6 protein-coding genes are annotated in these 12,940 nt (G+C 67.3%); all 6 read left to right on the top strand.

Annotated features, from left to right (window positions below; all coding sequences use genetic code 11):
- The first annotated feature begins 88 nt into the window (after positions 1-88).
- The 6 genes from ACQ7JA_RS06480 to ACQ7JA_RS06455 all read left to right on the top strand — a co-directional run bounded on the left by ACQ7JA_RS06480 (position 89) and on the right by ACQ7JA_RS06455 (position 12,920).
- On the top strand, positions 89-1,558 hold the full coding sequence (locus ACQ7JA_RS06480; protein ID WP_430895730.1) for a sodium:solute symporter: 1,470 nt from the start codon (positions 89-91) through the stop codon (positions 1,556-1,558).
- A gap of 30 nt (positions 1,559-1,588) precedes the next feature.
- The gene (gene sppA, locus ACQ7JA_RS06475; RefSeq protein ID WP_430895728.1) at positions 1,589-3,445 is read left to right on the top strand and encodes a signal peptide peptidase SppA; all 1,857 of its coding nucleotides are present in this window, start codon (positions 1,589-1,591) and stop codon (positions 3,443-3,445) included.
- Between the two features lie 269 nt (positions 3,446-3,714).
- Positions 3,715-5,049: an efflux RND transporter periplasmic adaptor subunit gene (locus tag ACQ7JA_RS06470; protein ID WP_430895726.1), complete on the top strand. Its 1,335-nt coding sequence runs from the start codon at positions 3,715-3,717 to the stop codon at positions 5,047-5,049.
- A gap of 97 nt (positions 5,050-5,146) precedes the next feature.
- Positions 5,147-8,245 carry an efflux RND transporter permease subunit gene (locus tag ACQ7JA_RS06465; protein ID WP_430895724.1) on the top strand — a complete coding sequence of 1,033 codons (3,099 nt, stop codon included), beginning with the start codon at positions 5,147-5,149 and terminating at the stop codon, positions 8,243-8,245.
- Entirely contained in the window at positions 8,242-11,520 is a 3,279-nt protein-coding gene (locus ACQ7JA_RS06460) for an efflux RND transporter permease subunit (RefSeq protein ID WP_430895722.1), read from the top strand. Before ACQ7JA_RS06465 ends, ACQ7JA_RS06460 begins: the two co-directional genes overlap by 4 nt.
- Positions 11,520-12,920 carry an efflux transporter outer membrane subunit gene (locus ACQ7JA_RS06455; protein WP_430895720.1) on the top strand — a complete coding sequence of 467 codons (1,401 nt, stop codon included), beginning with the start codon at positions 11,520-11,522 and terminating at the stop codon, positions 12,918-12,920. The genes ACQ7JA_RS06460 and ACQ7JA_RS06455 overlap by 1 nt, the downstream gene beginning before the upstream one ends.
- Positions 12,921-12,940 lie beyond the last annotated feature (20 nt).

Below are 12,940 nucleotides of genomic sequence, written 5' to 3'. Positions count from 1 at the left end.
GGTATGTTCCTACGAAGGACATTGCATTTCCGGCGCATTCGCTTCGGTGTATATTGCTGGGCGAAACGACAACCCGCACTGGAACCCCATGTCCCCGGCACTTCTCTTCGCAATCCTCCTCGGCTATTTTGCCCTCCTGCTCGGCGTCGCCTGGGCCACCTCGCGCAACGCCAACAACGACAGCTTCTTCATCGGTAACAAGAGCAGCAACTGGATGCTGGTCGCCTTCGGCATGGTCGGCACCACGCTGTCCGGCGCCACCTTCATCAGCGTGCCCGGCGCCGTGGGCGTGGACGCCTTCGGCTATGCCCAGATCCTGATCGGCTACGTGATCGGCTACATCGCCGTCGCCTACCTGCTGCTGCCGCTGTATTACCGCCTGCAGCTGACCTCGATCTACCACTACCTCGACGTGCGCCTCGGGCGCCGTTCCTACCAGAGCGGGGCGGGCTTCTTCATCATCTCGCGCCTGCTGGGCGCCACCGCGCGCCTGTATTTGGTGGTGAACATCCTGCAGGCCATCATCCTCGACAGCCTGGGCATTCCCTTCTGGATCACGACCCTGGTCATCCTCGGCATGATCCTGATGTACACCTACCAGGGCGGCGTGAAGACCATCGTCTGGACCGACACCCTGCAGACCAGCTGCATGCTGTTCGGCCTGTTCGCCTGCGTCTGGTTCCTGCTGGGCGAACTGGGCATGTCGATCCCCGACAGCCTGAACGCCATGCAGTCGCAGGGACTGTCGCGCATCTTCACCACCGACTTCGACAGTCCGAATTTCTTCCTCAAGCAGATCGTGGCCGGCATCTTCATCGTGCTCACCATGACCGGCATGGACCAGGAGATGATGCAGAAGACCATCTCGGTCAAGACGCTCAAGGACTCGCAGAAGAACCTCCTGACCCTGACCGCCGTACTGGTGGTGGTGTTGATGAGCTTCCTGTTCCTGGGCGGGCTGCTGTATCTCTACGCACCCAGCGTGGGCGTGACGGCCACCGGCGACAAGATCTTCCCGGCCGTCGTCATGGGGCATTTGCCCGCCGCCGTGCAGATCATCTTTTTGATCGCCCTGATCTCGGCCCTGTTCCCGAGCGCGGACGGGGCCATCACGGCGCTCACGTCGTCGTTCTGCATCGACATCCTCGGCATCAAGCGCCGCACCGACCTCACGGAAGCAGCCAAGGAAAAGCTGCGCCGCCACGTGCACCTGGGCTTCGCCGGGCTCTTCCTCTTCCTGGTGCTGGGCTTCAAGGCGGCCGACAACCCGAGCATGATCGTGGTCATCCTCAAGTTGGCGGCCTATACCTACGGGCCGCTGCTGGGCCTGTTCGCCTTCGGCATGATGACGCGCCGCGGCCTGACGGACCGCCTGGTGCCGTACGTTACGATCGGCGCACCGATTCTCTGCGCCCTCCTTGAGTACAATCAGGAACACTTGCTCGGTTCTTATCGTCTGGGGCTGGAATTGCTCATAGTAAATGGCATACTGGTGTTTGCCGGCCTGTTCGCGATCTCGCAGAAGGAAAAGCCCGGCGCGGCATTGGCATCAGCCTGAACCGATACCATTCTTGATTACGGAGTTTCGATGGCTTTCAAACCCCTGAGTGCGCTGCGGCGCGCCTTCGGCATGCTGTGGCATGCGGTCGACGTGTCCCGCCGCACCTTCATGAACCTGCTTTTCCTGCTGTTCGTGATCCTCATCGTGATGATCTTCTCCTCCGGCGGCGTCAAGCCGATCGGCGAGAAGAGCGCGCTGGTGCTGGAGCTGAAGGGTGACCTGGTGGAGACCTACCAGTCGAGCCTGGAGGACACCCTGCTCGACAGCGTGGCCGGCGACAGCAAGCGCGCGGTGCGCCTGCGCGACCTGCTCACCGTGCTGGATGCGGCGGCCAAGGACAAGAGCATCAGTACCGTGGTCCTGCTGCTCGATCAGATGAACGGCGGCGGCATGGCCATGCTGCGCGACGTCGGCGCGGCCATCGACCGCGTGCGCGCCTCCGGCAAGAAGGTGGTGGCCTGGGGCGGCACCTACGACCAGAAGCGCTACCTCCTGGCTTCGCACGCCGACGAGGTCTATGTGCACCCGATGGGCATGGTGCTGATCGAAGGCTTCGGCGGGCGCCGCAACTACTATCGCGACGCCCTCGACAAGCTGGGCGTGACGGTCAACCTGATCAAGGTCGGCACCTACAAGAGCTTCGCCGAGCCGTATATCGCCAACGGCCCCTCGGAAGCGGCCCGGGAAGCCGACAGCTTCCTGTACAACGCCCTGTGGCAGGACTACACGGGCCAGGTCGAGAAGAACCGCAAGCTGCCCAAGGGCGCGCTGGCCGGCTGGATCGAGACCCTGCCGCAGCAGATGGAAGCGCAGGGCGGCAGCGCGGCCAAGGTGGCGCTGCAGGCCAAGCTGGTCGATGGCCTGAAGACCCGCGACGAACTGCGCGAGATGCTGGTCAAGCGCGGCGCCTGGGACGAGCGCATCAAGTCCTTCCGCCAGGTGAGCTTTGGCGACTACCTGCAGCGCCACCAGCCCCGGCCCTTCGGCGACGCGGTGGGCGTGGTGGTCGCCTCGGGCAACATCACCGAAGGTTCGAGCGGCCCGGGCGTGGTCGGCGGCATCACCACCGCCAACCTGATCCGCCAGGCGCGCGAGGACGACGCGATCAAGGCCGTGGTGCTGCGCGTCGATTCGCCCGGCGGCAGCGCCTACGGCTCGGAGCTGATCCGGCGCGAACTGGAACTCACCCGCGCAGCCGGCAAGCCGGTGATCGTCTCGATGGGCGACGTCGCGGCCTCGGGCGGCTACTGGATCTCGATGGCAGCCGACGAAGTGATCGCCGACCCGGCCACCGTCACCGGCTCGATCGGGGTGTTCACCATCCTGCCGACCGCCGAGAAGGTAGGCGACAAGCTGGGCATCCATACCGAAGGCTATACCACCACCTGGCTGGCCGACGCCTACAACCCGCTGCGCCCGCTCGATCCGCGCTTCGGCTCCCTGGTCCAGAGCAGCATCAACCACGTCTACGGCGAGTTCACCACCCGCGCCGCGGCAGCCCGCAAGACCACGGCCGCGAAGATCGACGAAGTGGGGCAGGGCCGCGTGTGGACCGGCGCCCAGGCGAAGGAACGCGGCCTGGTCGACCGTCTCGGCAGCTACCGCGATGCCCTGCAGGCGGCCGCGAAGCGCGCCAAGCTGGGTAATGACTACCGCGTGGCCTATGTCGAGCGTCCGATCGGCAAGCTGGAGCGCTTCCTGAACATGATGGGGGCATCCACCGTCCAGGCGGTCAACATCCAGGTCAAGCTCGGCCTGCTGGAGAACGCGCTGCCGGCAGGCCCGGTGGCCAAGGTGGCGCAAGACATGGCCTGGCTCAACGAAGTGGCGGACGGCCGCAAGCCTTTCGCGGCCATCACTCATTGCCTGTGCGACATCCCTTGAGGAAGCAGACTTGAAAAGAATTGTAGCCAGTTTGTAACTACTGGCTACGAATTGAAAGACGGGCGCGGACGGTGTTTCGCGCCCGTTTTGCGTTTACGGCGGCGATTGTGGAGGCAACGGTGTAAATCGGTGTGAAGACAGTCCCGGCTTTGTAACAGGAGGGGCGCGCGCAATGTACGTTACGAAACATATCCGTCGTAGGTGACATGCTAGGCTTTGCGGGTCCGTCTTGTACGAATAGCACTCTGGCAAAAACAACAAGGATCAGCATGGAGCCGACTACTTCAACCCCCAAATCCGCCCTCACCAGTCCGCCGCCGCCATCGCCCCAAGCGAGGAAGCGCAGGCGCATCATCGGCACCGTGATCGCGGTGCTGGCCATGATCGCCCTGGGCCTGCTGGCGTGGCGGCTGACCCACCAGCCCGCCGGCGGCGATGCGGGCGGTCCGCCGGGCGCCGCGGGCGGCGCTGCGCGGGGAGGGCCGGGGGGCGGTGGTCCGGGCGGAGGACGGCGCGGCGCACCCGCCACCACGGTGGGCGTGGCGACGGCGGAGCAGACCGACATCCCGGTGAACATCGACGCCCTCGGCACGGTGGTGGCCGCGGCGACGGCCACTGTCCGTCCGCAGGTCTCGGGCGTGCTGCAGAAGATCCAGTTCACCGAAGGCCAGCTGGTCAAGGCCGGCCAGGTGCTGGCGGTGATCGACCCGCGTCCCTTCGAGATGGCCCTGCTGCAGGCGCGCGGCCAGCGCCAGCGCGACGAGGCCCAGCTGGAAAGCGCGCGCCTCACGCTCACCCGCTACCGCACCCTGCTGGAGCAGGACTCCATCGCGCGCCAGGAAGTCGACACCCAGGCGGCGCTGGTCAAGCAGCTGGAAGGCACCGTCATGACCGACCGCGCCTCGGAAGGCGTGGCCCAGCTGAACCTGAGCTACACCAAGGTCAAGGCGCCGATCTCGGGGCGCCTGGGCCTGCGCACCGTCGACATCGGCAACCTCGTGGGGAGCAGCGACGCCAACGGCGTGGCCGTGATCACCCAGCTGTCGCCGATCGACGTCGAATTCACCGTGCCGCAGGACCAGGTGCCTGCGCTGCAGGGGCGTATCGCGCAGGGAGCCAAGCTCCCTGCTATTGCCCTGGACCGCACGCGCACCGACACCCTGGCAAGCGGCTCCTTCATCGCGCTGGACAACCAGGTCGACGTCCAGACCGGCACCGTGCGCGCCAAGGCCCGCTTCACCAACACCGACAACAAGCTGTTCCCGAGCCAGTTCGTCAACCTGCGCCTGCAGCTCAATACCATCGAGAATGCGGTGGTGGTGCCGGTCACCGCGCTGCGCCACGGCGCCAACGGCGACTTCGTCTACGTGCTCAATGCAAAGGAGAAGACCGTGTCGCAGCGCGCCGTGACGCGCGGCCAGGCGACCGTGGACAAGGTGCAGATCCTGACCGGCCTGAAGGTCGGCGAGCAGGTGATCACGGAAGGCGCGGACCGCCTGCGCGATGGGGCCAAGGTGACCTTGCCGGGCGTTCGTCCGCAAGGGGCACGCGGCGGCCAGCAAGGGCAGGGCGAGCGCCGTCGCCAGCAAGGGGCGCAGCAATGATGCTGGTGAACTCACTGGCCGCCAGTGGCGGGCATAACGGCGGTAGGGTGGGCGGTCCTCCGCCCACGCGTTCAACTCACGCTCGCACTGACGCGCCATGAGCCCCTCCGCCCCGTTCATCAAACGGCCCGTTGCGACGGCCCTGCTGATGCTGGCCATCGTGCTGGCCGGCCTGGTCGGCTACCGCTTCCTGCCGCTGTCCGCGCTGCCGCAGGTGGACTTCCCGACCATCCAGGTGCAGACCCTGTACCCGGGCGCCAGCCCCGAGGTCATGGCGCGCACCGTCACCGCGCCGCTGGAGCGCCAGTTCGGCCAGATGTCGGGCCTGACGCGCATGAGTTCCACCAGCGCGGCCGGCGTGTCGGTCGTCACCCTGCAGTTCGGCCTCGGCCAGACCCTGGACGTGGCCGAGCAGGAAGTGCAGGCCGCGATCAATGCCGGCGGCTCGCTGCTGCCGACCGATCTGCCGGCGCCGCCGGTCTACGCCAAGGTGAATCCGGCCGATGCGCCGGTGCTGACCCTGGCGATCACCTCCGATTCCTTGCCGCTCACGGAAGTCCAGAACCTGGTCAACACCCGCCTGGCCCTGAAGATCAGCCAGGTCTCGGGCGTGGGCCTGGTCTCGCTCTCGGGCGGCCAGCGGCCGGCCGTGCGCATCCAGGCCGATACCGAGGCGCTGGCCTCCTATGGCCTGGGCCTGGACACCCTGCGCACCGCGATCACGGCGGCCAATGCCAACAGCGCCAAGGGCAATTTCGACGGCCCCACGCGCTCGTATGCGATCAATGCCAACGACCAGCTGGTCACGGTCCCGGACTACAAGAACCTGATTGTCGCCTACAGGAATGGGGCCCCGGTGCGCCTGGAAGAGGTGGCGAAGGTGGTCGACAGCGCCGAGAACGTGCGCATCGGCGCCTGGGCCAACCTGAAGCCCGCCATCATCCTGAACGTGCAGCGCCAGCCGGGCGCCAACGTGATCGCCACCGTGGACGCCATCAAGGAGCGCCTGCCCGAGCTGCAGGCGGGCCTGCCGGCCTCGGTGCGCATGGACATCCTGAGCGACCGCACCGCCGGCATCCGCGCCTCGGTCGAGCACGTGCAGATGGAGCTGATCCTGGCGGTGGTGCTGGTGGTGCTGGTGATCTTCGCCTTCCTGCACAGCCTGCGCGCCACCGTGATCGCCAGCCTGGCGGTGCCGATTTCCCTCATCGGCACCTTCGGCATCATGTACCTGATGGGGTACAGCCTGAACAACCTGTCCCTGATGGCGCTGACGATCGCCACCGGCTTCGTGGTCGACGACGCCATCGTCATGATCGAGAACATCGCGCGCTATATCGAAGAAGGCGAGAAGCCGATGGCGGCCGCGATCAAGGGCGCGACCCAGATCGGCTTCACCATCATCTCGCTGACCGTCTCCCTGATCGCGGTCCTGATCCCGCTGCTCTTCATGGGCGACGTGGTGGGCCGCCTGTTCCGCGAGTTCGCGGTGACGCTGGCCGTGACGATCCTGATCTCGGCGGTGGTGTCGCTCACCCTGGTGCCGATGATGTCGGCGCGCTGGCTCAAGAGCCATGAAGAAGAGCGCCCGGGCCGCTTCGCGCAGAAGACCCAGGCCTTCTTCGACCGCGTGATCCAGAAATACGATGTCGCGCTGGGCTGGGTGCTGGCGCGCCAGGGCCTGACCCTGCTGGTGGCCCTGGGCACCCTGGTGCTGACCGCGCTGCTGTGGATGGTCATCCCGAAAGGCCTGTTCCCGACCCAGGACACGGGCCAGCTGCAGGGCCGCCTGCAGGCCCGCCAGTCGATCTCCTATGCCGAGATGGCCAAGCTCCAGCAGGCGGCCATCGCCGAAGTCATGAAAGACCCGGCCGTCGAATCGGTCAGCTCCTATGTGGGCGTGGATGCGGCCAACAACACCATGCTGCATACCGGCACCATGCTGATCAACGTGAAGCGCGAGGAGCGCGGCGACCAGGAAGGGATCATGGCGCGCCTGCGCAACCGGGTGGCGAATGTGGCCGGCGTGACGCTCTACCTGCAGCCGACCCAGGATCTCACCATCGACGCCGAAAGCGGCCCGACCCAGTACCGCCTGTCGATCGAGGGCGCCGACAGCGCCACCGTCAACGAGTGGGCGAGGAAGCTGGTGGCCCAGATGGCGACGAAAAAGCAGCTGCGCAACGTCACCACCGACGCCGGCGCGGTCGGCGCGGCCGCCTATATCGACATCGACCGCGACACCGCTTCGCGCCTGTCGATCACGGCCGCCTCGATCGACGACGCCCTGTACAGCGCCTTCGGCCAGCGCATCGTCTCGACCATTTTCACCGAGACGAACCAGTACCGCGTGATCCTGGAAGCCCAGCAGGACGAGGCGATGTCCCTGGCAGCCTTGTCGCGCCTGCAGCTGCGCACCGGTTCCGGCCAGCCGACCCCGCTGTCGGCCGTGGCGACCATCCGCGAAGCCGAGGCGCCGCTGCAGATCACCCACGTGGCCCAGTACCCGGCGGCCACGGTCGGCTTCGACACCGCGGAAGGCGTGTCGCTGGGCACGGCGGTGGACGCCATCCGCGAGGCGGGCGAAGAGATCAAGATGCCGGGTTCGGTCTCGATGACCTTCCTGGGCGCGTCCGGCGCCTACCAGGCCTCGCTGTCGAACCAGCTCTGGCTGATCCTGGCGGCGGTGGTCTGCGTCTACATCGTGCTGGGCGTGCTGTACGAAAGCTATGTGCACCCGCTGACCATCCTGTCCACCTTGCCCTCGGCCGGCGTCGGCGCGCTGCTGGCCCTGTGGGTGACGGGGCAGGGGCTGGGCGTGATCGGGATCATCGGCATCATCCTCCTGATCGGCATCGTCAAGAAGAACGCCATCATGATGATCGACTTCGCCATCGAGGCCGAGCGCGACGAAGGAAAGTCTCCGCTGGACGCGATCCGCCAGGCCGCATTGCTGCGCTTCCGCCCGATCCTGATGACGACCCTGGCCGCGCTGTTCGCCGCCGTGCCGCTGATGCTGGGCTGGGGTGAGGGCGCCGAGCTGCGCCGGCCGCTGGGCCTGGCCATCTTCGGCGGCCTGATCGTCAGCCAGCTGCTGACGCTGTTCACCACGCCGGTGATTTATCTCGCCTTCGACCGCCTGGCGCGGCGCAGGGCCGGCAAAGCGCCGAACAAGCCGAAAGAGGTCGGCGCATGAACCTGTCGCGGCCCTTCGTCGAGCGCCCGATCGCGACCGTCCTCCTGACGCTCGGGATCGCGCTGGCCGGCATCGCGGCCTTCTTCGTGCTGCCGGTCTCGCCGCTGCCCCAGGTCGACTACCCGACCATCTCGGTGTCGGCGTCGCTCCCGGGCGCCTCGCCCGAAACGATGGCGTCAAGCGTGGCCACGCCGCTCGAACGCCGCCTGGGTGTGATTGCCGGCGTCAACGAGATGACGTCAAGCAGCAGCAACGGTTCGACCAGGGTCAGCCTGCAGTTCGACCTGAACCGCAAGATCGACTCCGCCGCACGCGAGGTGCAGGCCGCGATCAACGCCGCGCGCGCCGACCTGCCGGCGACCTTGCGCAGCAATCCGACCTACCGCAAGGCCAATCCGTCCGATGCGCCGGTGATCATCCTGGCGCTGACGTCCAGGACCCGTTCGCCCGGCCAGATCTACGAATCCGTCTCGAACCTGGTGCAGCAGCGTCTGGCGCAAGTGAAAGGCGTGGGCGAAGTCGAGATCGGCGGCGGTTCGCTGCCGGCGGTGCGGGTCGAGCTGCTGCCCTATGCGCTCAATAAATACGGCGTCTCCAGCGAAGACGTGCGCGCCGCCATCCAGTCGACCAATGCCAACCGGCCCAAGGGCGCGATCGAGGGCGCGGGCAACCGCTTCCAGATCTATTCCCAGCCGGCCGGCAGCAAGGGCGGGCGCACGGCGGCCGAGTACCGGGACCTGGTGGTCGCCTGGCGCGACGGCGCTGCGATCCGCCTGCGGGACGTGGCGGAAGTCATCGACGGCGTCGAGAACATCAACACCCTGGGCCTGTTCAACGGCCAGCCGGCCGTCATCGTGCTGGTGACGCGCCAGCCGGACGCCAACGTCATCGAGACGGTGGACGGCGTGCGCGCGCTGCTGCCTTCGCTGCAGGCCCAGCTGCCGGGCGACGTGACCCTGCAGGTGGCCTCGGACCGCACCAATTCGATCCGCGCCTCATTACATGAGATCGAATTCACCCTGATCCTGTCCATCGTGCTGGTGGTGCTGGTGGTGAGCGTCTTCCTGCGCAGCATACGGGCAACCGTGGTGCCGGCCGTGGCCACCATCGTCTCGCTGCTGGGCACCTTCGGCGTCATGTACCTGCTGGGCTTCAGCCTGAACAACCTGTCGCTGATGGCGCTGACGGTGGCCACCGGCTTCGTGGTCGACGACGCCATCGTGGTGCTGGAGAACACGGCGCGCCACATCGAGTCCGGCATGGACCGCATGAAGGCGGCCCTGCTGGGCGCGCGCGAAGTGGGTTTTACGGTCCTGTCGATCTCGCTGTCGCTGGTTGCGGTGTTCATCCCGCTGCTCTTCATGGGCGGGCAGGTGGGCCGCCTGTTCCGCGAATTCGCGGTGACCCTCTCCGTGGCCGTGATGATCTCGCTGGTCATTTCGCTGACCACCACGCCGATGATGTGCGCCTGGCTGCTGCGCCGCGAGAAGACGGAAAAGAAGCCAGGTGTGCTGGCGCGCTGGTCCGAGAAGAGCTTCGGCGGCGTGCTGCGCAGCTACGAGCACGCGCTCGACTGGGCCCTCGACAGTAAACTCCTGGTGATGGTGATCCTGGTCTTCGTGGTCGGCCTGAACGTCTACCTGTTCTCGGCGGCGCCCAAGGGATTTTTCCCGCAGCAGGACACGGGCCAGCTCAATGGCGGCATCCGCGCGGACCAGAGCATCTCCTTCCAGGCCATGCAGGGCAAGCTGCGCCAGCTGGTGAATATCATCCGCAAGGACCCGGCGGTGGACACCGTGGTCGCCTTCACGGGGGGCGGGCGCGCCGGCGGCGGCTTCATGTTCATCAACCTCAAGCCCGTCAGCGAGCGCAAGGAAGGGGAGGCCGGCCAGGCCGTGATCGCCCGCCTGCGTCCTCAGCTGGCCAGGGTGACGGGGGTCTCGATCTTCCTGAATCCGGTGCAGGACCTGCGCATGGGCGGGCGTTCGAGCAACTCCACCTACCAGTACACCCTGAAAAGCGACAATGCGGGCGACCTGAAACAGTGGGCCACGCGCCTGGCCGAGGCGATGAAGCGCCAGCCGGGCCTGGTCGACGTCGACACCGACCAGGCCGAGAACGGGGTCGAGACCTTTGTTACCATTGACAAGGATACGGCATCGCGCCTGGGGATCACCACGCGCGAAGTCGACAACGCCCTGTACAACAACTTCGGCCAGCGCCAGGTCGCCAATATCTACGACGAGCTGAACCAGTACCACGTGATCATGGGCGTGGCCCAGCGCTACGCCCAGTCGCCGGAAGCGCTGCGCGACGTCTACGTGCCGGCGCGGGGCACCGGCACGGCCACGTCGACGACGGCCGCCGGCGCCTCGTCCACCGGCGCCTCGTCCACCGGCACCTCGTCCACGGGCACCTCTTCCGCCTCCGGCAACCTGACCGCCGCGCGCGACCCCTCCAGCGGTTCGGCCCTGTCGACCAGCGCCACCCGCATGGTGCCGCTGATGGCGATCGCCAGCTTCGCCGAGAGCTCGACGCCGACATCGGTCAACCACCAGGACGGCGAGCTCGCGACCACGGTCTCCTTCAACCTCGCCGAAGGCTACAACCTCGAGGACGGCCAGGATGCGGTCAAGGCGGCCGAGGCCGAGATCGGCATGCCGACCAATGTACGCGGCAGCTTCCAGGGCACGGCGCGCGCGGCGGAGGAATCGAACAAGGAGCAGCCCTTCCTGATCGCCGCCGCCATCATCGTCATCTACATCGTGCTCGGCATCCTGTACGAGAGCCTGATCCACCCGGTGACGGTGCTGTCCACCTTGCCCTCGGCCGGCGTGGGCGCGGTGCTGGCCCTCCTGATGTTCAAGATGGAGTTCTCGATCATCGCGCTGATCGGGGTCTTCCTCCTGATCGGCATCGTCAAGAAGAACGCCATCCTGATCATCGACTTCGCCCTGGAAGCGGAGCGGGCGAGGGGTTTGAGCGCCACGGAAGCGGTGCGCGAGGCCTGCATCCTGCGCTTCCGCCCGATCCTGATGACGACCCTCGCGGCGGCGCTCGGCGCGCTGCCGCTGGCGATCGGCTTCGGCGAAGGTTCGGAGTTGCGCCGGCCGCTGGGGATCGCCATCATCGGCGGCCTGGTCGCCAGCCAGCTCCTGACCCTGCTCACTACCCCGGTCGTCTATGTCCTGCTCGACAAGCTGAGGAAGAAGAAGCCCGACGAACACGAGCTGACCCGGCACGCCGACGCTCCCGACCCGATCCCTGCAAAATAATGAAGAATATGCGACTCCACCCCATCGCTCTCCTCGCCACTGCCATCCTGTCCGGCTGCGCCGTGGGGCCCGCCTACGAGCGGCCCACGACGCCCGAGCCGGCCGCCTTCAAGGAAGTCCAGGGCTGGGTGCCGGCGGCGCCCGCCGACGCCCTCGACCGCGGACCATGGTGGCAGCTGTTCAACGACCCGGTCCTCAATGAGCTCGCCGCCAGCGTGGAGGTCTCGAACCAGAACGTGGCGGCGGCCGTTGCCGCTTACGCACAGGCGCGCGCCATCGTCGCCCAGGAGCGCGCGGCCCTGTTCCCGTCCGTGTCGCTGGGCCTGAGCGCCGACCGCTCGGGCGTACGCAACGGGGGCGCGAGCACGGCCTACCGCCTGAACCTGGGCGGCGACTGGGAGCCGGACGTATGGGGCAGGCTGCGCGCGGGCGTGAGCAGCGCACAGGCCAGCCTTGAGGCGACCGCCGCCGACCTGGCCAGCGCGCGCCTGTCGGCCCAGGGCGAGGTGGCCGCCAACTACTTCACGATCCGCGCGCTCGACGCCCAGCGCACCCTGCTCGAGAGCAGCATCGCCGGCTACGAACGCGAGCTGCGCATCACCGAGAACCGCTACAACGTCGGCATCGTGGCGCGCACCGACGTGCTGCAGGCGCAAACCCAGCTGGCCAACGCGCGCAACGACGCCTTGACCCTGCAGCGCCAGCGCGCGCAATTCGAACACGCGATCGCGGTCCTGGTGGGCAAGGCGCCGAGCGAGTTCGCCCTCGCTCCGGCTGCGGCATGGCAGGCACACGTGCCGGCAATCCCGGTGGGCGTGCCGGCGACCCTGCTGCAGCGCCGGCCCGACATCGCCGCCGCCGAACGCGACGTGGCCGCCGCCAACGCGGAGATCGGCATCGCGCGTTCCGCCTACTTTCCGAACATCGGCCTGAGCGCCTCGCTCGGCAGCGGCGGAGCGCGCTTTTCCGACCTGTTCTCGGCCTCAAGCGCGGCCTGGTCCTTCGGCCTGTCGGCAGCGCAGTCGATCTTCAATGCCGGCGCCACCCGCGCCGGCGTGGCCGGGGCCGAAGCGCGCCACCAGGCCGCCGTCGCGCGCTACCGCCAGACGGTGCTGAACGCCTTCGCCGACGTGGAAGACCAGCTCACCGCCGTGCGCGTGCTGGAACAGCAGCAGGAACTGCGGCGAGTCGCTTCGGAGGCGGCCGACAAGGTCGAGCAGCAGATCCTGAACCGCTACCGCGCGGGGCAGGTGAGTTATTCGGAGGTGGTGCAGGCCCAGAACACGGCGCTCAATGCGCGCCGCTCGCTGGTGCAGGTGCAGGCCGACCGCCAGGCTGCGGCCGTGACCCTGATCCAGGCGCTCGGGGGCGGGTGGCGCGCGGGCCGGGACACGATGTAAGCGGATTGTCATTACGCCGA

The organism is Massilia sp. BKSP1R2A-1, from assembly GCF_050586525.1.
Lineage (GTDB): Bacteria > Pseudomonadota > Gammaproteobacteria > Burkholderiales > Burkholderiaceae_D > Telluria.
This window is presented reverse-complemented; position numbering and strand designations above follow the sequence as displayed.

What these genes read in the sequence shown, in the direction of transcription:
- ACQ7JA_RS06480 (WP_430895730.1), top strand. Translation starts at nt 89, where the DNA reads ATGTCCCCGGCACTTCTCTTCGCAATCCTCCTCGGCTATTTTGCCCTC.
- sppA (WP_430895728.1), top strand. Translation starts at nt 1,589, where the DNA reads ATGGCTTTCAAACCCCTGAGTGCGCTGCGGCGCGCCTTCGGCATGCTG.
- ACQ7JA_RS06470 (WP_430895726.1), top strand. Translation starts at nt 3,715, where the DNA reads ATGGAGCCGACTACTTCAACCCCCAAATCCGCCCTCACCAGTCCGCCG.
- ACQ7JA_RS06465 (WP_430895724.1), top strand. Translation starts at nt 5,147, where the DNA reads ATGAGCCCCTCCGCCCCGTTCATCAAACGGCCCGTTGCGACGGCCCTG.
- ACQ7JA_RS06460 (WP_430895722.1), top strand. Translation starts at nt 8,242, where the DNA reads ATGAACCTGTCGCGGCCCTTCGTCGAGCGCCCGATCGCGACCGTCCTC.
- ACQ7JA_RS06455 (WP_430895720.1), top strand. Translation starts at nt 11,520, where the DNA reads ATGAAGAATATGCGACTCCACCCCATCGCTCTCCTCGCCACTGCCATC.